This window comes from Curtobacterium sp. 9128, from assembly GCF_900086645.1.
Classification (GTDB): Bacteria; Actinomycetota; Actinomycetes; order Actinomycetales; family Microbacteriaceae; genus Curtobacterium.
This window is the reverse complement of the sequence record NZ_LT576451.1, coordinates 420,525-442,239: the sequence shown is the minus strand read 5'-3', so window position 1 is coordinate 442,239 and position 21,715 is coordinate 420,525. Positions and strand designations below refer to the sequence as shown.

23 protein-coding genes are annotated in these 21,715 nt (G+C 70.9%); 15 read left to right on the top strand and 8 right to left on the bottom strand.

Going from position 1 to position 21,715, the window contains the following annotated elements:
* Nucleotides 1-46 precede the first annotated feature (46 nt).
* Nucleotides 47-877: an oxidoreductase gene (locus QK288_RS02165; RefSeq protein ID WP_281266180.1), complete on the top strand. Its 831-nt coding sequence runs from the start codon at nt 47-49 to the stop codon at nt 875-877.
* 56 nt (nt 878-933) lie between these two features.
* Here the strand turns inward: QK288_RS02165 and QK288_RS02160 are convergent, their stop codons facing one another.
* The 4 genes from QK288_RS02160 to QK288_RS02145 form a co-directional block, all read right to left on the bottom strand.
* Nucleotides 934-2,211, bottom strand: coding sequence for a hemolysin family protein (locus QK288_RS02160; RefSeq protein WP_281266179.1), 1,278 nt, complete (start codon nt 2,209-2,211; stop codon nt 934-936).
* A gap of 97 nt (nt 2,212-2,308) precedes the next feature.
* Nucleotides 2,309-3,070, bottom strand: coding sequence for a M23 family metallopeptidase (locus tag QK288_RS02155; RefSeq protein ID WP_281266178.1), 762 nt, complete (start codon nt 3,068-3,070; stop codon nt 2,309-2,311).
* 174 nt (nt 3,071-3,244) lie between these two features.
* A complete protein-coding gene (locus tag QK288_RS02150) occupies nt 3,245-3,883 on the bottom strand; it encodes a TMEM175 family protein (RefSeq protein ID WP_281266177.1) in 639 nt (212 codons plus the stop codon).
* A gap of 9 nt (nt 3,884-3,892) precedes the next feature.
* A complete protein-coding gene (locus tag QK288_RS02145; protein ID WP_281266176.1) occupies nt 3,893-4,378 on the bottom strand; it encodes a GNAT family N-acetyltransferase in 486 nt (161 codons plus the stop codon).
* Nucleotides 4,379-4,441: 63 nt separating this feature from the next.
* Here QK288_RS02145 and QK288_RS02140 point away from each other — a divergent pair, with 63 nt between their 5' ends.
* Both QK288_RS02140 and QK288_RS02135 read left to right on the top strand, forming a co-directional pair.
* A complete protein-coding gene (locus tag QK288_RS02140) occupies nt 4,442-5,059 on the top strand; it encodes a TetR/AcrR family transcriptional regulator (protein WP_281266175.1) in 618 nt (205 codons plus the stop codon).
* Between the two features lie 63 nt (nt 5,060-5,122).
* Entirely contained in the window at nt 5,123-5,617 is a 495-nt protein-coding gene (locus tag QK288_RS02135) for a hypothetical protein (protein WP_281266174.1), read from the top strand.
* Between the two features lie 58 nt (nt 5,618-5,675).
* Here QK288_RS02135 and QK288_RS02130 read toward each other — a convergent pair whose 3' ends face one another.
* Together QK288_RS02130 and QK288_RS02125 are read right to left on the bottom strand one after the other, a co-directional pair.
* On the bottom strand, nt 5,676-7,373 hold the full coding sequence (locus QK288_RS02130; RefSeq protein ID WP_281266173.1) for a cation:proton antiporter: 1,698 nt from the start codon (nt 7,371-7,373) through the stop codon (nt 5,676-5,678).
* Nucleotides 7,374-7,400: 27 nt separating this feature from the next.
* On the bottom strand, nt 7,401-7,766 hold the full coding sequence (locus QK288_RS02125) for a hypothetical protein (protein WP_281266172.1): 366 nt from the start codon (nt 7,764-7,766) through the stop codon (nt 7,401-7,403).
* 203 nt (nt 7,767-7,969) lie between these two features.
* Between QK288_RS02125 and QK288_RS02120 the strand changes: the two genes are divergently transcribed.
* Nucleotides 7,970-10,180 (top strand): NADP-dependent isocitrate dehydrogenase, encoded by a 2,211-nt coding sequence (locus QK288_RS02120; protein WP_281266171.1) that lies wholly within the window; start codon nt 7,970-7,972, stop codon nt 10,178-10,180.
* A 245-nt stretch (nt 10,181-10,425) separates the two neighbouring features.
* On the opposite strand, the gene QK288_RS02115 is transcribed toward QK288_RS02120, so the two are convergent.
* The gene (locus QK288_RS02115) at nt 10,426-10,884 is read right to left on the bottom strand and encodes a DUF3817 domain-containing protein (RefSeq protein ID WP_281266170.1); all 459 of its coding nucleotides are present in this window, start codon (nt 10,882-10,884) and stop codon (nt 10,426-10,428) included.
* A 274-nt stretch (nt 10,885-11,158) separates the two neighbouring features.
* On the opposite strand from QK288_RS02115, the gene QK288_RS02110 reads away from it, so the two are divergent.
* From QK288_RS02110 to QK288_RS02100, 3 genes are read left to right on the top strand one after another with little or no spacing between them, the layout of a single operon-like run.
* Nucleotides 11,159-12,283, top strand: a complete 1,125-nt coding sequence (locus QK288_RS02110; protein ID WP_281266169.1) for a Gfo/Idh/MocA family oxidoreductase — start codon at nt 11,159-11,161, stop codon at nt 12,281-12,283.
* A complete protein-coding gene (locus QK288_RS02105; RefSeq protein WP_281266168.1) occupies nt 12,280-13,035 on the top strand; it encodes a ThuA domain-containing protein in 756 nt (251 codons plus the stop codon). The genes QK288_RS02110 and QK288_RS02105 overlap by 4 nt, the downstream gene beginning before the upstream one ends.
* A complete protein-coding gene (locus tag QK288_RS02100; RefSeq protein ID WP_281266167.1) occupies nt 13,028-14,197 on the top strand; it encodes a GAF domain-containing protein in 1,170 nt (389 codons plus the stop codon). Before QK288_RS02105 ends, QK288_RS02100 begins: the two co-directional genes overlap by 8 nt.
* On the opposite strand, the gene QK288_RS02095 is transcribed toward QK288_RS02100, so the two are convergent.
* On the bottom strand, nt 14,148-14,591 hold the full coding sequence (locus tag QK288_RS02095) for a hypothetical protein (protein ID WP_281266166.1): 444 nt from the start codon (nt 14,589-14,591) through the stop codon (nt 14,148-14,150). The two genes, QK288_RS02100 and QK288_RS02095, sit on opposite strands and share 50 nt — an antisense overlap.
* Before the next feature lie 95 nt (nt 14,592-14,686).
* On the opposite strand from QK288_RS02095, the gene QK288_RS02090 reads away from it, so the two are divergent.
* From QK288_RS02090 to QK288_RS02055, 8 genes are all read left to right on the top strand, one after another.
* Nucleotides 14,687-15,379: a ScbR family autoregulator-binding transcription factor gene (locus QK288_RS02090; protein ID WP_281266165.1), complete on the top strand. Its 693-nt coding sequence runs from the start codon at nt 14,687-14,689 to the stop codon at nt 15,377-15,379.
* A 137-nt stretch (nt 15,380-15,516) separates the two neighbouring features.
* Nucleotides 15,517-16,398, top strand: coding sequence for an aminoglycoside phosphotransferase family protein (locus QK288_RS02085; protein ID WP_281266164.1), 882 nt, complete (start codon nt 15,517-15,519; stop codon nt 16,396-16,398).
* A 59-nt stretch (nt 16,399-16,457) separates the two neighbouring features.
* Nucleotides 16,458-17,069 carry a hypothetical protein gene (locus tag QK288_RS02080; RefSeq protein WP_281266163.1) on the top strand — a complete coding sequence of 204 codons (612 nt, stop codon included), beginning with the start codon at nt 16,458-16,460 and terminating at the stop codon, nt 17,067-17,069.
* The gene (locus tag QK288_RS02075) at nt 17,066-17,764 is read left to right on the top strand and encodes a DinB family protein (RefSeq protein ID WP_281266162.1); all 699 of its coding nucleotides are present in this window, start codon (nt 17,066-17,068) and stop codon (nt 17,762-17,764) included. Before QK288_RS02080 ends, QK288_RS02075 begins: the two co-directional genes overlap by 4 nt.
* A 208-nt stretch (nt 17,765-17,972) precedes the next feature.
* The gene (locus QK288_RS02070) at nt 17,973-18,623 is read left to right on the top strand and encodes an ABC transporter permease (protein ID WP_281266161.1); all 651 of its coding nucleotides are present in this window, start codon (nt 17,973-17,975) and stop codon (nt 18,621-18,623) included.
* The gene (locus QK288_RS02065; RefSeq protein ID WP_281266160.1) at nt 18,610-19,890 is read left to right on the top strand and encodes an ABC transporter ATP-binding protein; all 1,281 of its coding nucleotides are present in this window, start codon (nt 18,610-18,612) and stop codon (nt 19,888-19,890) included. Before QK288_RS02070 ends, QK288_RS02065 begins: the two co-directional genes overlap by 14 nt.
* On the top strand, nt 19,883-20,647 hold the full coding sequence (locus QK288_RS02060) for an ABC transporter permease (RefSeq protein WP_281266159.1): 765 nt from the start codon (nt 19,883-19,885) through the stop codon (nt 20,645-20,647). The genes QK288_RS02065 and QK288_RS02060 overlap by 8 nt, the downstream gene beginning before the upstream one ends.
* A complete protein-coding gene (locus tag QK288_RS02055; protein WP_281266158.1) occupies nt 20,644-21,657 on the top strand; it encodes a glycine betaine ABC transporter substrate-binding protein in 1,014 nt (337 codons plus the stop codon). The genes QK288_RS02060 and QK288_RS02055 overlap by 4 nt, the downstream gene beginning before the upstream one ends.
* Nucleotides 21,658-21,715: the final 58 nt, after the last annotated feature.

Below are 21,715 nucleotides of genomic sequence, written 5' to 3'. Positions count from 1 at the left end.
CAGCGGAACCCGTCTCGGACCCCCGCTGCGCGCCAGCATGGGCGACATGACCGACACCACATGGTTCATCACCGGCTGCTCCACCGGACTCGGGCGGGCCTTCGCCGAGGCGGTACTCGCCGCCGGCGGGTCCGTCGTCGTCACCGCACGGGACGCCGCACGCGTGCAGGACATCGCCGACACCGCACCCGACCGCGCCCTCGCCCTGTCGCTCGACGTCACCGACCCGTCCGCCGTGACCGCAGCGGTCGCCGCTGCCGAGGAGCGGTTCGGCCGGGTCGACGTGCTCGTGAACAACGCCGGGTACGGGTACCGCGCCGCCGTCGAGGAGGGCGAGCCGGAGGCCGTCCAGCGCCTGTTCGACACACACGTCTTCGGGCCGACCCGGCTCGTCCAGGCCGTGCTGCCCGGCATGCGGGCGCGCGGGACCGGCACGATCGTGAACATCTCGTCGATCGGCGCGCGGATCTCCCCCGCGGGCTCCGGCTTCTACTCCGCGGTCAAGGCCGCGACCGAGGCCCTGTCCGCGTCGCTCCGGAAAGAGGTCCAGCCGCTCGGCATCGACGTGATGGTCGTGGAGCCGGGAGCGTTCCGGACCGACTTCGCCGGGCGGTCCCTGACGCAGTCCGCCACGCCGATCGAGGCCTACGCGGACACCGCGGGGAAGCGCCGCATCGAGCACGACACGGTGCACGGGACGCAGCCGGGCGATCCGGCGAAGGCAGCGCAGGCGCTGATCACCGCGGTCGAGGCCGACGAGACCCCGTACCTGCTGCTGCTCGGCAACGACGCGTCCGACGGTTTCCGCGCGGCGCTCGACGCGCTGCGCGCCGAGGTGGACGCGTGGGAGTCGGTGAGCCGGGGCACCGACTTCTGACTGGTGGACCGTCGGACTGGAGGCTCGGTGTCGGCTGGCACCGAGCCTCCTGTCCGTCAGCTGGTCGCGTCCTGTCTACTGGCCGGCTGCTGCTCGATCGTGACCCGGGCGACGCGGTGACCGTCCATGGCGGTCACCGCGAGGCGGTGCTCCCCCACCTCGACGACGTCGCCCACCTGCGGGACGCGGTCCAGGTGGACCTGGACCAGGCCGCCGACCGTCTCGTAGTCGCCGTCGGGCAGGACCGGGCCACCGTCGGCGGCGAGGTCCTCCAGCACGGTCGATCCCTCCACACCGTCGCTGACGGAGACGGGTTCGTCGTACTCGTCGCGGATGCGGCCGACGAGGTCCTCGAGCAGCGCTTCGAGCGTGACCATGCCGGCGCTGCCGCCGTACTCGTCGACGACCAACGCGATCTGCTGCCCGCCGGTGCGGAGTTCGGCGATCGTGCTCGACAGGGACTTGGTCTCGGGGAACGCGACGAGCGGGCGCGCGATCGTGTGCACCGGGGCGCTCGCGTCCGCTGGCCGGAGGAGGTCGCGGAGGTGCACGAACCCCGCCACGTCGTCTCGCGAGCCCGCGGTGACGAGGTACCGGGTGTGGCCGAGGTCGAGCGCGAGGTCGGTGGCCTCGGCGATGCTCTGCCCGGCGTCGAGCGTCGCGACGTCGTACCACGGGCGCATCGACTCCCGGAGGATCCGGCCCTGGGCGTCGAGTGCGCTGCGGGCGATCCGGCGGCCCTGCTCGTCGATGGCGTCGTGCTCGGAGACCAGGCCGCGGAGCTCCTCGGTGCTCATGGACTCACTCCGAGCGTTCGGGTCGCCGCCGAGCAGCCGCACCACGGCGTCGGTGCTCTTCGACAGGACCCAGATCGTCGGGCGCATCAGCGTCGCGAAGCGGTCGAGCGTCGGCGCGACGAGCATCGAGAAGCCCTCCGCGCGCTGCAGTGCCAGGCGTTTCGGGACGAGTTCGCCGAAGACGAGCGACAGGTAGGCGATCACGAGGGTCATCGCGACGAGGGCGACCGTCTCGGCGGTGCCCTGCGCGAGACCGAGGCCCTGGAACAGCGGTGCGACGTCGGGGGCGATCGAGGACGCACCGTACGCGGCGGAGAAGAACCCCGCGACGGTCACGCCGATCTGCACCGCGGAGAGGAAGCGGTTCGGGTCACGGCCGAGTGCTGCGACCCTGGCGCCCCTGCTGCCGCGGTGCTCCAGCTGCTGGAGCTGCGACTCGCGGAGCGAGACGAGCGCGATCTCCGCGGCGGCGAACACCCCGCCGACGAGGACGAAGAGCACGACCAGCCCGAAGGCGATCCAGGTGTCGGCGCCCATCAGCGGGGCCCGGGACTGTGGGAGTCATCCATGCCTGTGATCTTGCACAGGTCCGCTGGGATTCCCGCCACAGCGGGCTGCGAATGTGGACGGATCCCTAGAGCGAGCGCCCTGTGTGGGACTCGATCCAGGCGCGGGGGTCCACTGGCAGCGTTCCGTCCATCAGGACCTCGAGGTGCAGGTGTGCACCGGTCGAGACACCCGACGAGCCGACCAAGCCGACGAACTGCCCGGCCGTGACCTCGTCCCCCACCTTGAGCGGCGACGACCCCGGGATCATGTGGCCGTAGAGCGTGGAGACCTCGCGGCCGTCGACCACGTGGTCGATGATGACCGCGTTGCCGTACGAGAAGTACGTGCCGGAGACCCGGACCGTCCCCGCCGCGACCGCGCCGATCGGTGCGCCCATGCCGGGGTTGAAGTCGAGACCCTGGTGGAGCGACGAGCACGCGCCGCAGGGAGCGGAGCGGTACCCGAAGCCCGAGCTCATCCTGACCGGCTTCGGGAACGGGGAACGGACGTCGCCGCCGAAGGTGACCTCGGCGCCGGCGGTCGCGCCGCCGCTGCCGCCGACGGTGAAGCCGTCGCGGTTCGTGGTCGCCGTGGCGACGGCCTGGGTGACGGCGAAGTCCTGGGTGCTGACCGTGGGTGCGAGCGTGGTGGTCGCGGTCGACGTCGTCGGGCTCGCGTGTGCGGGCATCGCGGACGCGGCGAACATCACGAAGGCGGCGAGGGCGCTCGTCACGGTGAGGCGACTGGTGCGCTGCTTCGTGGTGAGCGGTGGCTTCGTGGTGGCGACACTGCGGCGGGGGACGCGGGTGAAGCGGGAGGTCGGCTTCGCGGGCTTGGCGGGTCTCATGGGCTTCGCGGGTCTCACGGGCTTCGCCTTGGCGGCGGCGCGCTCGGCCTCGAGGGCAGCGCGACGAGAAGTGTGCACCACCGGGGTGCCGGGGTGCTGGTCTGCGTCGCGGAGAGTCGTCATGGCCGCAGACCATTCTGCACGAACCTGTCCGGTTGTACAGCCCCCTCGGCGTCACGTGTCGTGCTGTGACGTCTTCTCGCGGGCGCTGTACCGCCGCTCCAGCCACGTCGAGACCCACCCGGCCGGAACCAGGATGAAGAGCCAGAACGGACCGGGCGCCGGCAGGATCGTGGCACCCACGAGCGCGACGATCAGCGCGACGAAGGTCACGGTGCCGTCGATCGGGTGCAGCATCTGCCGACCACCGGGCCGGATGAGTTCGGGGTCGCGCCACACGGCCCACTGCATCACGGACATGCTGAGGCTCGACAGGGCGATGGTGCCGATGTAGAACGCGTTCACGCCGGCGTCCTCGGCCTCGTGGGCGATGAGGTTCGACGAGAACGGCAGGAAGGCGATGCTCGCGAGCCAGACGAAGTTCACCCGCAGCACCAGGGTCGAGTACGACTGTGTCGCCTCGAACAGCCGGTGGTGCGACAGCCACAGCCGCGAGATGACGACGAAGCTCACGATGAAGGCGATGACCGTGCCGATGTTGTCCGACAGCAGGTCGCCGAGTGACTTCTCGTCGATCTCGCCCGCGACGTCGACCAGCGGCAGGAGCAGCAGGGTGATCGCGATCGCGACGGTCGCGTCGGAGAAGTTGACGAGCCGGTCGAGGCCCCGTTCCGTCCGCAGCATCCGCGCCATGGCGCCAGCCTAGGGCTCCAGGACCCGCTCGTAGCAGACCGAGAGTTCGGAGTCGGCGTAGTGGCCGTAGCGCGGGATCGCGGTGTACCCCTCGCGCTCGTAGAACCGCATCGCGTCGGGCTGCATCGTTCCGGTCTCGAGGACGACCCGTTCGGCGCCGAGTCGCGCCGCGTGCCGTTCGAGTTCCCGGAGCACGGCGGCGGCGACACCGGACCCCCGGGCCGCCGGGGCGACGTACATCCGCTTGACCTCGACCGCGGTGCCGTCGAAGAGCGCTGGTCCGAGGGGGCGCAGGCCGCCGCAGGCGATCGGGGTGCCCGTCGTCGGGGTGTCGGTCGTCCTCGCGACGAGGAACACGGGGACGTCGACCGCACTCGGCACGCTCCCCGGCTCGTGGTCGTCGGATCCGTACCGGGAGTCGAGTTCGACGCGCTGCGCGGCGCGGAGCGCGGCTGCGTCCTCGTCGTCGAAGGGAACGAGGTCGATGGTCCACATGGCGTCTCCCGGCGGTGTCGGATCCGTATCGATCGTTACGGTAACAGATGTTACGGTTGGAGTATGCCGCGAACCCGGGACGTCGATGCGCAGCGCAGGGACCTGTCCGAAGCGGTCTGGCAGGTCCTCGCCGACCGTGGTGCGCCCGGCCTGACCCTCCGCGCGGTCGCCGAGCGCGCCGGGTGCACGACGGGCCTCGTGCTGCACACCTTCCGGGACAAACGCGCGTTGCTCCTGCACGCCAGGGACCTGCTCCACGAGCGGACACGAACCCGGATGGACGCCAGCGAACGCTCCGCCACCGGACCGGCAGAGGCCCTCCGCGCGATCGTGCTCGATGCCCTGCCCGTCGACGAGCAGCGGCTCGCGAACTCGCGCGTCTGGATCGGTTTCCTCGCCGCAGCGCTCGCCGACCAGACGCTCGCCGAACGGCACGCGGCGCACAACGCCGCGTTCCGGGAACGGCTCACCGGGCTCCTCCACCGGGCAGCGCCGTCGGCGACGGACACGGCAGCAAGGGTGGGCGCACTCGCCGGTGCGGTCGAGGGGATCTCGGCGCTCGCCGCGGCTGATCCGGCGTCGTGGCCCGTCGCAGCGCAGGTCTCGGCGGTCGAGGTCGTCCTGCGGGCGGCGATGTCCGACGCGCCGAGCAGCCTCGGGGCCGGCCTGGGAGACGACTGATCCGGGCGGCGTGTCCGTCGGCACTTCAGTAGGGTCCGAGGAGAGCGAGCGGAAGGACCCCTCATGGCCCGATCGTCGCGAGAGCGGCACGAACCAGTCGATCTCCGGACGGCGGACGTCGTGCTGGCGGGCACCCAGGAGCTCCTCCCGGTGCTCAGGGTCGCCGCGGTCCGTGCCGGGGTGGACGCAAGGCGGATGCGGGTGATCGGGGTCGACGACCTGCCGGAGCCGGAGGGCTCGGGGGCGGCGGAGCTGGCCGTCATCGCGATCCGGCGTCCTGGCGACGACCCGGCGTTCCACCGTGCGCAAGAGGCGGCCGAGCGCATCGACCCGCTGCTCGCGCCCAACGCGGTCCGCATCGTCGTCACGGTGTCCGGGCTCACGCGTCTGGCGCCCAAGCTCGAACGGACGCTCACCGCCGAGGTGCTCCACCAGATCGGTTCGGCATCGGCGCCGAACGCCTTCAAGGCGCCGTTCCGGAACCTCCGCATGCGCCTGGGGCTCGCCGCGCTGCAGACGGCTGGCGTCCGGGTGTTCCGCATCACGATCGGGCACTGACGCATCACGATCGGGCACTGACGCATCACGGTCGGGTGCTGAGCGGCTCGACGCGCGCTCAGCCCGTCGGGCCGCCCCGGAGTTCGAGGGCGATCTGCTCCGCGTCGAGGTTCCGCAGCACCGACTCGAGCACCTCGGCATCGAACACGCCGTCGTCACGGGCGTCGAGCAACGCGGAACGCTGCGCGTCGAGCACCTGCAGCCGTCGGACCTTCTCGCGTCCGAACCACGCGCGGAGCTCGGCGGGGTCGGTCGCCTCGAGTTCTTCGCGGGTCCGCGGTGTGAGTTCGTTCGCGTCGTCGGCCCGCACCGACTCGGCGGCCGTCCGCATCACGGTCATCAGGCGGCCGCGTTCCTCGGCATCCCCACTCGAGGCGTCGGCCGTCGGCGGACTGATCCTCCGCAGCAGCGGGCCGATCGTGCCGCCCTGGATCAGCAGCGAGAGCCCGGCCACGACGAACGCGACGAACACCAGCAGGGACCGCTGCGGGGTGTCCTGCGGCAGCGTCTGTGCTGCCGCGACGGTGACCGCACCACGCATGCCGGCCCACACGACCGCCGTGCCCTCGCGCCACCCCATCGGCGCCTTCGTGAAGTACTGGATGTCCGCGAGCATCCGGCGGACCCGGGTGCCGAAGCGCTCGAGGTCGCGTTCTGACGGTGCGCGGTTGCCGAACCGGTGATCGGTCAGCGCCTGCGTCGTGGACTGCGTGTCCGCGTTCTGGAACCCCTGGAGGCGCTCCTGCATCCGGGCGCCGCGCCGGGCGCTCTTGGACAGCCCGAACAGCAGCGGCACGACGTAGGCGGTGCGGACGAGGATCGTGAGCACGAGTGCCCCGACGGCGATGAGCAGCGCCGGACCGATCCCGGCGTGGTCGGACTGCACGTCCGAGACGATCGAGGCGAGCTCGAGGCCCATCACCAGGAACACCGCGCCTTCGAGCACGAACTCGACGGTGCCCCAGTTCTGAGCGTCTGACAGTCGGTGGTTCGGCGGCAGCACCCGTGGCGCCCGGATGCCCGTGACCAGCCCGGCGACCACGGCGGCGACCAGTCCGGACGCTCCGACGTGCTCGGCCGGGATCGACGCGACGAACGGCACCGCGAACGACAGCGCGGTGTTGACGGTCGGGTTCGTGATGCGCGACCGGACCCGCAGGTTCAGCCAGCCGACGCCGAGCCCGATCGCCACGGCGACGGCGACCGCGAACGCGAAGTCCCCGACGGCACCCCAGAACGAGAACGACGCGGCACCGGCGACGATCGCGGTCCGGAGGAGCACGAGCGCCGTGGCGTCGTTGAGCAGGGACTCGCCGTCGAGGATCGCGATGACACGACGGGACACCGAGGTCTGCTTCACGATCGACGTGGCGACGGCGTCCGTCGGGCTGACGATCGCGCCGAGGGCGATGCCCCAGGCGAGCCCGAGCCCCGGGATGACCCACGCGAAGAAGAGTCCGAGCACGAGTGAGCTCGCGACCACGAGCACGACCGACAGGCCGCTGATCGCACCGAACTCTCGCCGGAAGTTCATCGTCGGCATGGACACCGCCGACGAGTACAGCAGCGGCGGCAGGACCCCGGCGAGGATCCACTCCGGGTCGATCTCGGTGTTCGGGATCCACGGCACCAGGCTCGCGAGGATGCCCACCGCGACCAGGACGAGCGGCGCGGCGATGCCGATGCGCGGGCCGAGCACGGCGGCGGCCGCGATGACCAGCAGGGCGATCACGCCCACGACGAGGAGTTCTGTCACTCCCCCAGGGTGGCACCGTTCGGCGGGTCAGTCTCCGTCGTGCCCCGGTTCGTGGACGGACGCGGCGTTCACTGCGTGGTGTGGAGGAGCCACGACGTCCACGATCGCGATGCTCCCGGCGATGAGCGTCAGTGCGAGCGCTCCGGCCGTGCACGCCGTCCCGATGCGCCGCAGGCGGGACGCGGATCCGCGGTTCCGCGGCGCGAACACCGCGAGACCGCGGGCGGGTTCGGGGCCGACGAGCCACGGGCCGCTGCCGTCGGCGTCGTAGGAGAACGGGCCGGATCCGTCCGGTGCGTAGCGGAACGGACCGCTGCCGTCCGAGGCGTACGCGGAGCGGAGGTCCTCGGCGGTCCACCCGAAGTCCTCGGGGCAGCGACGTGCAGTGGGCATGGTGTGCTCCTCTCGACCCCTCCAGTGCACGGCGGTTCCCTATGTGCACGCAGTGACGCGTCTGGATGTCGCCTGCGCGATGGCTGGCCACAGTTGGGGTCTCGACAAACTCTCTCCACAGCCCATGTATCTTGATGTCGAGATATCGCTCACGACGAGTAGCGTGGAACCACCGACGCGCGAACAAGGGAGTACCCGCCAGCATGGCCAAGATCATCTACACGCTCACGGACGAGGCACCGTTCCTCGCCACCCACTCCTTCCTCCCCGTCATCCAGGCGTTCGCCGGCACCGCCGGTGTGGACGTCGAGACGCGGGACATCTCGCTCTCCGGCCGCATCATCGCCTTGTTCCCGGAGCGGCTCACCGACGAGCAGCGCCTCGACGACGCACTCGCGGAGCTGGGCGACCTGGCGAAGACGCCGGAAGCCAACATCATCAAGCTGCCGAACATCTCGGCGTCGATCCCGCAGCTCAAGACGGCGATCAAGGAGCTCCAGTCGCAGGGCTACGACCTGCCGGACTACCCGGACGAGCCGTCGACGGACGCCGAGCGCGACACCCGCGCCCGGTACGACAAGGTGAAGGGCAGCGCCGTCAACCCGGTCCTGCGCGAGGGCAACTCCGACCGCCGTGCACCGCTGTCGGTCAAGAACTACGCCCGCAAGCACCCGCACCGCATGGGTGCGTGGAGCCCCGAGTCGAAGACGAACGTCGTGACCATGGGCGTCGACGACTTCCGCTCGAACGAGAAGACATGGGTCGCTCCCGCCGACGACACGCTGACGATCACGTTCGTCGGTGCCGACGGGCAGGAACAGGTCCTCAAGCAGTCGATCCCGGTCCTCGCCGGAGAGGTCATCGACGGCACCGTGCTGCACGTCGGTCCGCTCGAGCAGTTCCTGCGCGCGCAGATCAAGCGCGCCCAGGACGAAGGCATCCTGTTCTCGGTGCACCTCAAGGCCACGATGATGAAGGTCTCCGACCCGATCATCTTCGGGCACGTGATCCGCGCCTTCTTCCCCGACGTGTTCGACCGCTACGGCGCCGACCTCGCCGCGGCCGGTCTCACCCCGAACGACGGGCTGAACTCGATCCTCACCGGGCTCGACGCGCTGCCGAACGGTGCGGAGATCAAGCAGGCGTTCACGGACGGCATCGCCGCTGGTCCCGAGCTCGCCATGGTCGACTCGGACAAGGGCATCACGAACCTGCACGTCCCGAGCGACGTCATCGTCGACGCCTCGATGCCCGCGATGATCCGCACCTCGGGCCACATGTGGGGCCCGGACGGCGACGAGCACGACACCCTCGCCGTGATCCCGGACTCCAGCTACGCCGGCATCTACCAGACCGTGATCGAGGACTGCCGTGCGAACGGCGCCTTCGACCCCGCGACCATGGGCTCGGTGCCGAACGTCGGCCTGATGGCGCAGAAGGCCGAGGAGTACGGCTCCCACGACAAGACCTTCGAGGTCCCCGCCGACGGCACCGTCCGCGTGACCAACTCCGCCGGTGATGTCGTGATCGAGCACCAGGTCGCGCAGGGTGACATCTGGCGCGCGTGCCAGACCAAGGACGTCGCCATCCGCGACTGGGTGAAGCTCGCCGTCACCCGGTCCCGCGCCAGCGCGACGCCGGCCGTGTTCTGGCTCGACGAGACCCGCTCGCACGACGCAGCACTCATCGAGCTCGTCCACCGGTACCTCGGCGAGCACGACACCGACGGTCTGCAGATCGAGGTCCTCTCGCCGGAAGACGCGATGCGGTTCTCGCTGGAGCGCATCCGCCGCGGCGAGGACACGATCTCGGTCACGGGCAACGTCCTCCGCGACTACCTCACCGACCTGTTCCCGATCATGGAGCTCGGCACCTCGGCGAAGATGCTCTCGGTCGTGCCGCTCCTCGGCGGCGGCGGCCTGTTCGAGACCGGGGCCGGTGGTTCCGCGCCGAAGCACGTGCAGCAGCTCGTCCAGCAGAACTACCTGCGCTGGGACAGCCTCGGCGAGTTCCTGGCGCTGGCGGTCAGCCTCGAGCACCTCGCCGGCGTGACCGGGAACCAGCGCGCGAAGATCCTCGGTGAGACCCTCGACCGGGCCACCGGGACGTTCCTCGAGCAGGACAAGTCCCCCGGGCGCAAGCTCGGCACGATCGACAACCGCGGCAGCCACTTCTTCCTCGCGAAGTACTGGGCGGAAGAGCTCGCGGCGCAGACCGAGGACACCGAGCTCGCTGCGGCGTTCGCCGAGATCGCGAAGCAGCTCGACGGTCAGGAGCAGCAGATCGTCGAAGAGCTGATCGCCGTCCAGGGCTCCCCCGCCGACATCGGTGGTTACTACCGTCCGGACGATGCCAAGGCGAGCGCGGTCATGCGCCCGTCCGCAACGTTGAACGCGGTCCTGGCCGCCCTGTAACGCAGGCGGTCCACGGACGGGAGGCACGGTGCCAGCTGGCACCGTGCCTCCCGTCCGTCTGTCCGTCCGTCTGTCCGTCCGTCTGTCCGTCTGTCTGTCTGTCTGTCTGTCCGGACCAAGCAGCGCTCGCGACCGGCCACGACACCCCGCCCGGTTCCGCCGACTGGTCGCCATCCGTCGCTCCGGTGCTTCCGCACCGACGACTCACGACCGCTCGGCGGCGGTGAGCGGGGTGTTGTGACCGGTCAGCGGGACGGGACCGGCGGGCCGATCGTCAGCAACACCACGAACACCAGGACGACGAGCACCACGCCCACCACGACGGCGACCGCCGGGCGACGCACCACGGAGAAGAGCAGGCGGTCCCAGAAGCCGGGCTGCGTCCCGGCCGGAGCGGAGCGCCGCCAGGGGCCATCGAGCATGCCCCGGCGTGCGACACCGACCTCGAACGGCAGCGTGGTGTACGGCACCACCGCACTCGCCCATCCGAGCGCCAGCGTGCCGAACGACCACCGCTGGTTCACCGCGACCACCGTCGTGACGACGAGGTACGCGAGGAACACGAAGCCGTGCACGCTGCCGCCGATGCGCACCGGGAGGTCCCCCAGCCCGAAGCCGTACTTCATCAGCATGCCCACGAGGAGCATCGTCCAGGTCACGAGTTCGGCGACCGCGAGGGCACGGAACAGGGATCGAGGCGTCATGCCTCCATCGTCGCGGACCACGGATGGGAGACCTCCGCGCGCGTTCCTTCCCCTCACACGCGCGATAGCAAGCCGAATCGCGCGTAGGGGGTCAGAACTTCGGGCCTCCTACGCGCGATTCGACCTCCTGCGCGCGATTCGACCTCCTACGCGCGATTCGACCTCCTACGCGCGATTCGACCGCCTCCGCGCGGTCCGCCCACCACCACCCCCGGGACGGCAACACGCCGCCTGTCGTATCGATTCGACCCGAGCCTCCGGTAGCGTCGGTGTCATGTCGATGACGACGAACACGACGACGGATGCAGCACGCACGCTCCGCGTCGGGGTGGTCGGTCTCGGGTTCGCCGGGACCACGCACCTCGATGCCTACACCGCACTCCCGGGGGTCGAGGTGGTGGCGCTCGCGGGACAGGAGACGGCTCGACTGGCCGAGCTGGCCGAGACCCGGCACGTGCCGAACACCTACGAGGACTGGCAGGACCTCGTCGCCAGGGACGACCTCGACATCGTGTCGATCGGCGTCCCGAACGCCCTGCACCACCCCATCGCGGTCGCCGCGCTCGAATCCGGCAAGCACGTCTTCTGCGAGAAGCCCCTCGCGACGACCGGCGCCCAGGCGCAGGAGATGGTCGACGCCGCCGTCCGGAACGACCGCGTGCTCGAGGTCGCCTACAACCACCGCCGTCGCGCCGATGTGCAGTTCCTCGCCGACCACCTGCGGAACGGCGGCGCAGAGAACCCGCTCGGCCACGTCTACCACGCCCGCGCGAGCTGGCTCCGTCGCGCCGGCATCCCCGGGATCCGGAGCTGGTTCGCGAACAAGGAGACCGCCGGCGGTGGCCCCCTCATCGACCTCGGGTCGCACGTGCTCGACATCGCACTGCACCTGATGGGCGAACCGCGCGTGGTCACGGCGAGCGCCGTCACGTACAACGAACTCGGCAGCGCCGGCCGTGGCGGCAGCGAGCGGACCCCGGTGTCGGCGGCGACGGACCGTCCGTTCGACGTCGAGGACTTCGCGAGCGCCCTGCTCCGGTTCGACAACGGTTCGAGCCTGTTGTTGCAGGCGAGCTGGGCGAGCTACTCGAAGGACGTCGAGGACATCGAGGTCGAGCTCCTCGGGTCGACGGGTGGTGCGCGGCTGTTCGTGCGCGACTACGCGACGGAGGGCACCGTGACGCTCTACTCCGACGAGCAGGGCATCCCGACGGTCACCCGGCCGGGCGTGCAGGTCCCCGGCGGGCACCACCAGCGGGTGATCGAGGAGTTCATCGCCACGATCCGCAGCGGCCTCCATGACGGACACCACGGCGAGTTCGCGCTGCATCGCAGCAGGGTCGTCGACGCGATCTACGCGTCGGCACAGGCAGGACACGAGATGGAGATCGAGCAGTGAAGAACATCGTCGTCTGGAACGAGAACGTGCACGAGACCCGCGGTGACGCGACGGTCGTCGAGCACTACCCGAACGGCATCCACACCGTCGTCGCGGCCGCGCTGCAGGAGCACCTGCCGGAGGCCTCGGTCGGCACGGCGACGCTGCAGGAGCCGGAGCACGGTCTGACGCAGGAGCGCCTCGACGCCACGGACGTGCTGTTCTGGTGGGGCCACGCGGCCCACGAGGAGGTCAGCGACGAGGTCGTGCAGCGCGTCGTGGACGCCGTGCACGCCGGCATGGGCCTCGTGGTGCTGCACTCCGGGCACTACTCGAAGCCGTTCAAGCGGCTGATGGGCACGACGTGCTCCCTGAAGTGGCGCAACGACGGCGAGCGGGAGCTCGTCTGGACGACGGCGCCCGACCACCCCATCGCGAAGGGCGTCCCGCACCCGATCGTCATCGACCGCCAGGAGATGTACGGCGAGTACTTCGACATCCCCCGCCCCGACGAAGAGGTCTTCCTGTCGACGTTCACCGGCGGCGAGGTGTTCCGCTCCGGCGTCGCCTACCGTCGTGGCCGCGGCAGGGTCTTCTACTTCTCGCCCGGTGACCAGGAGTACCCCGTGTACCACCACCCGGACATCCAGCGGGTGCTCTCGAACGCCGCGGAGTGGGCCGCTCCCACCACGCCGCGCCGGGTGCTGACGGCCGACGAGCACCCCCGCGACTGGTTCCTCGCCGAGGGTGCGGTAGACAGGACGCGTGACTGACACCCAGGCGGACCGACGGAACGCGCTCGTCGAGGCCCTCGGGGTGCTCGGCAGCGGTCCCGAGGAGCGGTTCGACCGCATCACCCGGATGACGCAGGCGGCGTTCGGGGTGCCGTTGAGCTTCCTCAACCTCGTGCACGGCGACCTCGTCACGGCACAGTCCGCGCAGGGCTGGCAGCAGGGCGGGAGCGCCGCCGCGAGTGACGTGTTCTGCTCGACGACCGTGCTGCAGGACGGGCCGATGGTGGTGTCGGACACCGCGCTCGACCCGCGGTTCAGCGGGCTCCCCGCCGTGACGGGCGAGCCGGGCATCCGCTTCTACGCGGGTGCGCCGCTGTCCATGCTCGACGGCACCCGTGTCGGCACGCTCTGCATCATGGACGCGAAGCCCCGCGAGCTCTCGCCGCAGGACGTGGAGATGCTCCGTGACCTCGCCCGCTGGGCGGAGCGGGAGCTGGGCCACGCGATCGACCGGGACCGGGTCCGGCGGGTGCTCGACGCGCTCGTCCCCGATCCGATCGACGTCCCCGGCTACGACTTCGCCGCCGTGTCCTCGTCACGCGAGGGGTCCGGCGACGTCGCGGACTGGCGCGTCGCGGCCGACGGCACCATCCGGCTGACGATCGGTTCGGTGTCCGCCGCCGGCAGTGCGGCCGGCCTGCTCGCGTCGACGCTCCGCGCCGCCGTCGTGGCACGCACCGACGTGCAGCTGGGAGCGGACGGCCAGGCACTGGAGGCCCAGATCGGCGCCGACCTGGAGGCCGCCGGTGCCGTCGGGTCGCTCTTCCACGCACGGATCGACCCGACGACCGGTCACGTCTCGTCCGTGGACGCCGGCCACGGCCTGGCGCTGCACGTCCGCGCCGACGGCACCCACACGGTGCTCAGGACGATCGACCTGCCGATCGGGCTGCAGCCGGAGGGCACCGCGCGGACCCACGTCGAGGTCGACCTCGCACCGGGCGACCGCCTCGTGCTGTTCACCGCGGGGCTCCTGTCGCTCGGTGGGCTCGACGACATCGGTGCCGTCGCGGCCCTGGCGGCAGCGGAGGAGGCCACGGCGTTCGTCGACCGCATCCGGGCACTGCGCGAGGCCGCACCCGCCGCCGACGTCAGCGTCGCGGTGCTGACCCGCCGTGCAGGGTCGGACGCGTCAGCGTGACGACGAGCAGCGTCGCGAGCAGGCCGAACCCGCACAGCTCGATCCCGAGTCCGGCGAGCTGCCAGTAGGCGCTACCGACGTGCTGCGGCTGCGTGATGGCGTCCGGCCACCACGAGTCGATGAGCGGGAAGGACCCCGGGAAGGGGTCGAGCCCGAACACGGCAAGACCGCCGAGCAGCATCACGACGCCGAGGGCCGCCATCGCGCCACGGCTACCGCGGAGCATCCGCACGACGAGCGCGGCGGCGATCCCGACGAGCCCGACGACCGCGATGAGGAACGCGGTGACGAAGACCCCCTGGGCCGGCAGCGCGAACCAGTCGAGGACCGCGATGGGCACGAGCAGCCATCGACCCGCTCGGGCCCACCGTGTCGGGTTCCGCCATCCGTCCATGCCGGGAACCGTAGGACACGTCACCTGACGGTTGCCGGGGATCTGCCCGACACCGCCCGGGACCCGCCGATACGATCGGCCTCGGAGGCACCCACATGGCGGAGGACGGACGGTCGCGGCAGCAGCGCGCGGTGGCGACACGGGCGGCGATCCTCGAGGCCGCGGCCCACGAGTTCGACGAGCACGGGTACGTCGGCGCGTCGATGGACGCCGTCGCCGAGCGAGCCGGGCTGACCAAGGGAGCGCTCTACTTCCACTTCGGGTCGAAGCGCGACCTCGCAGGAGCGGTCATCGCCCAGCAGCACGAGGTGTCCCGGCGGTACGGCGAAGCGGCGTCCACCCGGGCGACGTCCCCGCTCGAGGCGATGATGTGGATGTCGCAGGGACTCGCGACGCAGATGGTGTCCGAGGTCGTCGTGAGCGCCGGCATCCGGCTGTCGACCGAGGCCGCGACCGCCGAGGTGGCACGGCAGAACCCGTACACCGACTGGATGGCGGTCGTCGCCGAACTGATGCGGCAGGGGATCGCCGCGGGCGAGGTCGACGATGCCTGGGACCCGGAGGTGCTCGGGCGGGTGATCATCCCCGCGTACACCGGCGTCCAGACGGTCTCCGACGTGCTGGCCGACCGCGCGGACCTGTTCGAACGGCTCCGCGACCTCTGGACGGTCCTGCTCGCCGCGATCGTCACGGAGCGGATGCGCCCGGAGATCCCGCGGCTGGTGGCCCTCATCGCCCCGGACGAACGAGCACCGGACGAGCACGTCGCGCGGACCGGGGCGCCCTGACGCCGGTCCGACACGACCACGGGTCGTGAGTCCCCCCAGCGACACCCACGTCTCCGACCCTATGAAGATACCAAGCGGTAGGTTCGCCCCGAGAGCCCCCGTTCGCGGGGAGGGGCCGCCCCGGCTAGCCTGACCCGATGCCCACCCCGGAAGCAGAGATCGACGTCGACGCCGAGCTCGTCCGCGCGCTGCTCGCCGACCAGCACCCCGACCTCGCGGACCTGCCGCTCGAGGTCGTCGCGAACGGCTGGGACAACGTGGTCGTCCGGCTCGGGGAGCTGCTGGCCGTCCGGCTCCCCCGCCGTGCCGCCGCCGCCCGGCTCATCGAGCACGAGCAGCGCTGGCTGCCCGAGATCGCCCACCGGGTCGCCGCGATCGTGCCCGTCCCCGATCCGGTGCGGACCGGTCGCCCGGCGCCGGGGTACCCGTGGTCGTGGAGCGTCGTGCGCTGGCTCCCCGGCGTCCCGGCGGGCGAACGCGCCGGCGGGACGGCGGTGGCCGAGGCGCTCGCGGCCTTCGTCCGGCTGCTGCACGTGCCCGCGCCGGCGGACGCGCCGGTCAACCCGGTGCGCGCCGTCCCCCTGCGCACCCGCTCGGAGGCCGTCCTGGAACGGCTCGCCACCGCGGACGTACCACGTGCCGTGGAGCTGGCCGCGCTCTGGCGGACCGCGGCCGCCCTGCCCGCGTACGCCGGGCCTCCCGTCTGGGTGCACGGCGACCTGCACCCCTTCAACCTGCTCGTCGAACCCGCGCCGGACGGCACCGGTGACCGCCTGTCGGCGGTCGTGGACTTCGGGGACGTGACGGCGGGCGACCCGGCGGTGGACCTCGCGACCGCTTGGCTGACGCTCGACCGGGAGGCCCGGCGCACCTTCCGCGCGCTGGTCCCCGCCGACGACGCCACCTGGACCAGGGCACGGGGCTGGGCCGTGTCCATCGCCTCGGCGATGCACCTCAGCGACGACAGCGCGTTCCGGATCGTCGCCGAGCGTGGGATCGACGCCGCTCTCGACGGCTGACCCGAACGGGGTTATCGTCTCTCCACACCATCCGTGCACGTGAAGATCGGAGGGGCCTGATGACCCTCGAGTTCCGCGTCCAGCACGACGTCGACACCGACGCCTCTCCCTCCCTCCCCACGCCCACCCGCTCCGGGTTCCGCGGCCTCCTCGACCGGCTCGCCGAACGCCGTGCCGCTGCCAGGGTCCGTCGAGCCGAAGCGCAGCTCCGCGATCTCGCCGACGTGGAGCGGCTGCTGTCCGGTGCGCGCGGTGTCGTCGAACGCGGGTGGATCCAGCACGCGTGGTTCTCCTACGTCGACGAGAAGGGCCGTACCCGCAAGGCGTCGAGTGCCGCGGCGATGGACGTCGCCGGACGCCCGCTCGTCGGTGCGTGCCTCGTCGGTGCCGTGGTCTACGCGGCCGGTGGTCCGCACGCGGTGCACTCCCAGCCGGTCCAGCGCGCCCTCGACGTCGTCTGGCACGCACTCGCGGTCGAAGAAGGCGCGCCGGTCCTCTGGTGCCCAGCCCCGGACGTCCGGATGGGCCGCGTGCGCGACCTGACCAGCTGGAACGACGCACCGTCGCGGAACTCCGCGGACGTCGCCGGACTGCTGCTCACCGCCGAGCGCGTCGCCGTGGCCGAGTCGGAGCGCATCCGCGAGCGCGCGGTGGCACGATCGAGGGCATGAGCGACATCACCGAGGAGCCGCCGGCGGTGCGACCTGCACCGCCGTCCGGCACCATCGCGGCGACCGGGAACTCCCTGCTCACCGACGAGGGGGCGTCCCCGGTCACCGACCAGGCACTCGTGAAGCAGACGCTGCACCGATACCTCCAGAAGCACCGGGCAGCGCTGCTCGCGAAGCTCGACGGACTCGCGGAACGGCAGGCCAGGTGGCCGGTGACCCCGACGGGCACGAACGTCCTCGGGCTCGTGAAGCACGTGGCCGCCGTGCAGTCCGAGTACTTCGGGCGGGTGTTCGACCGCCCGCTCCCCGATCCGCCGGCATGGCTCGACTCCGACGACGACCGGGACATGTACGCGACGCTCGACGAGACGATGGCGGACATCGTGGCGTTCCACCACGCCAGCGCCGCCCACGCCGACGCCACGATCGAGGCGCTCGACCTCGACGCGCGCGGGGTGGTTCCGTGGTGGGCACCCGAGCACCGTGACGTCACGCTGCACCGTGTGCTGGTGCACATGGCGTACGAGACCGCTCGGCACGCCGGGCACGCGGACATCGTGCGCGAGATGCTCGACGGCCTCGCGGGCGACGGTGACGGGAACCTCGCGGAGAAGACGCCCGAGGAGTGGATCGAGTGGCGGGAGCGGCTCGTCTCGATCGCCGAGCAGGCCGGGCTCCGAGAAGCGGGCCTGTAGCCGGGCGGCCCGTTCGATCGTTACCGTTCTCCCAGGATCACGGACGTCACACGGCGCTGACCTGGGGTTTCGTGATTGAAGAATCCGCAGGAACCCTGCGTTCGCGACATTTGCGGTTGTACAAGTCGCCGCGCCATTGCGTACGTTGGGCGGCACTTGTGCCCCGACCCGTGGGCAGAACGACCGACCCGAGGGGAACCAGCGTCAGGTGTTCTTCAACTACGTCACGGAGCGATGGGACCAGATCTGGTTCGCGTCGTGGCAGCACTTCTCGCTGGTCCTCCAGTGCACCGTGCTCGCCACCGTCATCGCCGTGCTGCTCGCAGCACTCGTCTACCGCATCCCGCGGCTGAGATCGGTCGCGAACGAGGTGTCGACCATCGGGTTGACACTGCCGTCGTTCGCCGTGATCGGTCTGCTGCTCGTGCCGCTCGGCTTCGGCGTCGTGCCGTCCGTCGTCACGGTCACGTTCTTCGCCGCCCTGCCGATCCTCCGCAACGCGGTCGTCGGGCTCTCCGAGATCTCCCCCGCCGTCGTCGAGTCGGCCCGTGGCATCGGGATGAGCCGCTTCCGCACCCTGGTGCAGGTCGAGCTGCCGATGGCGTGGCCGATCATCCTCACCGGCGTCCGGGTCTCCGCGCAGATGGTGATGGGCGTCGCCGCCGTCGCCGCGTACGCGCTCGGCCCGGGGCTCGGCGGGTTCATCTTCTCCGGGCTCTCGCGTCTCGGCGGCGCGAACTCCCTCAACTCGGTCGTGGTGGGCGTGGTCGGTGTCGTCCTGCTCGCCCTCGTCCTCGATCTCCTGCTCCTCGGCCTCGGCCGCCTGACCATCTCGCGAGGTATCCGTGTCCAGCACTGACGCAACCCTGTCCCACACGAACGGCTCCTCCGCCGAGAGCGACGTCACGGGTCGCAGCATCCTGCTCGACACCGTCACCAAGCGCTACGCGGGCCAGTCGAAGCCCGCCGTGGACGGCATCACGCTCGAGATCCCCGCGGGCAAGATCGTCATGCTCGTCGGCCCCTCCGGCTGCGGCAAGACGACCACGCTGAAGATGATCAACCGCCTGATCGAGCCCACCGAGGGCCGGATCGTGGTGGGCGACGACGACGTCACCTCGATCGACGGCGACGAGCTCCGCCGCCGCATGGGCTACGTCATCCAAGCCGGCGGGCTCTTCCCGCACATGACCGTCGCGGCGAACATCGCGATCGTGCCGAAGATGCTCGGCTGGTCCAAGGAGAAGATCGCCGCGCGCGTCGACGAGCTCCTCGACCTGGTCTCCCTCGACCCCGACACCTACCGCGACCGCTTCCCCCGTGAACTCTCCGGCGGGCAGCAGCAGCGCGTCGGCGTCGCCAGGGCCCTCGCCGCGGACCCGCCCGTCCTGCTCATGGACGAGCCGTTCGGTGCCGTCGACCCGATCACCCGCCAGCGCCTGCAGGACGAGCTCCTCCGCATCCAGGAAGAGCTGCACAAGACGATCGTCATCGTCACGCACGACTTCGACGAGGCCGTGAAGCTCGGCGACTGGATCGTGATCTTCTCCGAGGGTGCGCACATCGTGCAGTACGACACCCCGGAGCGCATCCTGGCCGAGCCCGCGAACGAGTTCGTGGAGAACTTCATCGGCTCGGGTGCCGGACTCAAGCAGCTGACGCTCAACCGCGTGCGCGACGTCGAGCTCGCCCCCGCGGTGACCTGCTCGCCCGGTGAAGAGGCGAAGGCCGTCCTGCAGCGCATGCGCGAGGCCGGCGGCCACGGGCACGCCGTCGTGGTGGACGCCCGTCAGCGTCCGATCGGCTGGCCGACCCGCCGGCAGCTCGAGCGCCTCGACCGCATCCCGGACGGCACCGACCCCGACCTGCCCGTCGTCGGCGAGGCCGCGACGCTCAACGACGCGCTCGACACGATGCTCGTGTCCAGCGCCGGTGCCGCGCTCGTCACGGGTCGCCGCGACGCATTCCAGGGCGTCATCACGGTCGAGACGGTCATGGACGCGATCACCCGTTCCCGTGCCGCAGCGGCCGAGGAGCAGGCGTACACCCCGGTCGGCACGAACACGAACCCGATCGAGACGCTGCCGTCGTCCCCGGTCCGCGCAGAGGAGCCCGTCGATGAGTGACGTCGTCGCCGATCCCGTCGCGAAGCCCGCGAAGGCCAGCTGGCGCGGGCTCGTCATCCAGCCGGTCGCGATCCTCGTCGTGCTCGCCGCGTTCGCCGTCTGGCTGAACACGGCCGACCTCACCGCTACCGAGCGCTCCACGCTCAACCCGGCCGACCTCGTGTCGCTCACCTGGCAGCACGTGCTCCTGACGATCGTCTCGACCGTGATCGTGCTGATCATCGGCATCCCGCTCGGCATCGTCCTCACACGCGGACCCCTCCGCCGGGCCAGCGGCGTGATCCTCGCGGTCGCGAACTTCGGGCAGGCCGCACCGGCCGTCGGCCTCGTGGTCCTGCTCGCGTTCTGGCTCGGGTTCTCGTTCTGGGCAGCGGTGATCGCCCTCGTGCTCTACGCGATCCTGCCGGTGCTGCGGAACACGATCATCGGCATCGAGAGCGTCGACCAGCGGACGGTCGAGGCCGGTCGCGGCATGGGCATGAGCGCGTTCTCCGTGCTGATGCGGGTCGAACTGCCCCTGGCCGTCCCGGTCATGCTCTCCGGCATCCGCACCGCACTCGTGCTGCTCGTCGGCTCCGCCGCGCTCGCGACCTTCATCGGTGCCGGCGGCCTCGGGCTTCTCATCACCACCGGCGTGAACCTGTTCCTGCCGAAGGTGCTGGTGTCCGGCGCCCTCCTCATCGCGCTCCTGGCGCTGTCCATCGACTGGCTCGGCCGCATCGTCGAGACCGTCGCCCGACCGAAGGGACTCCGATGACGACCCGCACCCAGCGCCGCACCAGGCGCATCGCGGCGACGCTCGTCGCCGGCGCCGCAGCGTTCGCACTGACCGGCTGCGGCCTGCAGCCCGCGACCTCGTTCGTCCCGGCAGCGGCCCCCGGCACGATCGAAAAGATCGACGACCTGCCGGAGGGCGCGCACCTCACCGTCACGTCGAAGAACTTCACCGAGCAGCTCGTGCTCGGGAAGATCGCGGTGCTCGCCGCGAAGGCCGCCGGCTTCGACGTCACCGACGAGACGAACGTCCCCGGCAGTGTGGCGGTCCGTCAGCTCATGACCGGCCACGACGCAGACATGACGTACGAGTACACCGGCACCGCCTGGCTCACCTACATGGGCCACAAGGAGGGCATCCCGGACAAGCAGGAGCAGTACGAGGCCGTCAAGAAGGAGGACGCCGGCAACGGACTGACCTGGCTGCCGCCCGCCCCGATGAACAACACGTACGCGTTCGCCGTGCGGAAGGAAGCGGTCAAGGAGCTCGGTGGCATCACGAAGCTGTCGCAGATCGCCGACCTCCCGGCCGACCAGCGCACGTTCTGCGTCGAGTCGGAGTTCAACTCGCGGTCGGACGGCTTCAAGCCGATGCTCGAGAAGTACGGTCTGCAGCTCGGTGGCTCCGGCGACTCCGCGATCCCGAAGGGCAACGTCGACATCCTCGACACCGGCACCGTCTACACGGCGACCGACCGGGGGAAGTGCAACTTCGGCGAGGTGTTCACCACCGACGGTCGCATCAAGTCGCTCGGGCTGCAGGTGCTCGAGGACGACAAGGGCTTCTTCCCGGCCTACAACGTCGCCCCGGTGCTCTCCACGTCGGTGCTCAAGGAGTACCCGCAGCTCGAGGACGTCTACGACCAGATCTCCCCGAAGCTGACGGACGCCGTCCTGCAGGAGCTGAACCGGCAGGTCGACGTCGAGGGCCGGGAGCCCGCGGACGTCGCGTTCGACTGGATGGTGAAGGAGGGCTTCATCTCGAAGTCCTGACGGGTCGCGACGCGACCAGCGGACGGACGGGAGGCTCGGTGCCAGCTGGCACCGAGCC

Bases quoted from the DNA above. Each gene is read 5' to 3' on its own strand.
- QK288_RS02165 (WP_281266180.1), top strand. From the start codon at position 47: ATGACCGACACCACATGGTTCATCACCGGCTGCTCCACCGGACTCGGG.
- QK288_RS02160 (WP_281266179.1), bottom strand. From the start codon at position 2,211: ATGGGCGCCGACACCTGGATCGCCTTCGGGCTGGTCGTGCTCTTCGTC.
- QK288_RS02155 (WP_281266178.1), bottom strand. From the start codon at position 3,070: ATGAGACCCGCCAAGCCCGCGAAGCCGACCTCCCGCTTCACCCGCGTC.
- QK288_RS02150 (WP_281266177.1), bottom strand. From the start codon at position 3,883: ATGGCGCGGATGCTGCGGACGGAACGGGGCCTCGACCGGCTCGTCAAC.
- QK288_RS02145 (WP_281266176.1), bottom strand. From the start codon at position 4,378: ATGTGGACCATCGACCTCGTTCCCTTCGACGACGAGGACGCAGCCGCG.
- QK288_RS02140 (WP_281266175.1), top strand. From the start codon at position 4,442: ATGCCGCGAACCCGGGACGTCGATGCGCAGCGCAGGGACCTGTCCGAA.
- QK288_RS02135 (WP_281266174.1), top strand. From the start codon at position 5,123: ATGGCCCGATCGTCGCGAGAGCGGCACGAACCAGTCGATCTCCGGACG.
- QK288_RS02125 (WP_281266172.1), bottom strand. From the start codon at position 7,766: ATGCCCACTGCACGTCGCTGCCCCGAGGACTTCGGGTGGACCGCCGAG.
- QK288_RS02120 (WP_281266171.1), top strand. From the start codon at position 7,970: ATGGCCAAGATCATCTACACGCTCACGGACGAGGCACCGTTCCTCGCC.
- QK288_RS02115 (WP_281266170.1), bottom strand. From the start codon at position 10,884: ATGACGCCTCGATCCCTGTTCCGTGCCCTCGCGGTCGCCGAACTCGTG.
- QK288_RS02110 (WP_281266169.1), top strand. From the start codon at position 11,159: ATGTCGATGACGACGAACACGACGACGGATGCAGCACGCACGCTCCGC.
- QK288_RS02095 (WP_281266166.1), bottom strand. From the start codon at position 14,591: ATGGACGGATGGCGGAACCCGACACGGTGGGCCCGAGCGGGTCGATGG.
- QK288_RS02090 (WP_281266165.1), top strand. From the start codon at position 14,687: ATGGCGGAGGACGGACGGTCGCGGCAGCAGCGCGCGGTGGCGACACGG.
- QK288_RS02085 (WP_281266164.1), top strand. From the start codon at position 15,517: ATGCCCACCCCGGAAGCAGAGATCGACGTCGACGCCGAGCTCGTCCGC.
- QK288_RS02080 (WP_281266163.1), top strand. From the start codon at position 16,458: ATGACCCTCGAGTTCCGCGTCCAGCACGACGTCGACACCGACGCCTCT.
- QK288_RS02075 (WP_281266162.1), top strand. From the start codon at position 17,066: ATGAGCGACATCACCGAGGAGCCGCCGGCGGTGCGACCTGCACCGCCG.
- QK288_RS02060 (WP_281266159.1), top strand. From the start codon at position 19,883: ATGAGTGACGTCGTCGCCGATCCCGTCGCGAAGCCCGCGAAGGCCAGC.
- QK288_RS02055 (WP_281266158.1), top strand. From the start codon at position 20,644: ATGACGACCCGCACCCAGCGCCGCACCAGGCGCATCGCGGCGACGCTC.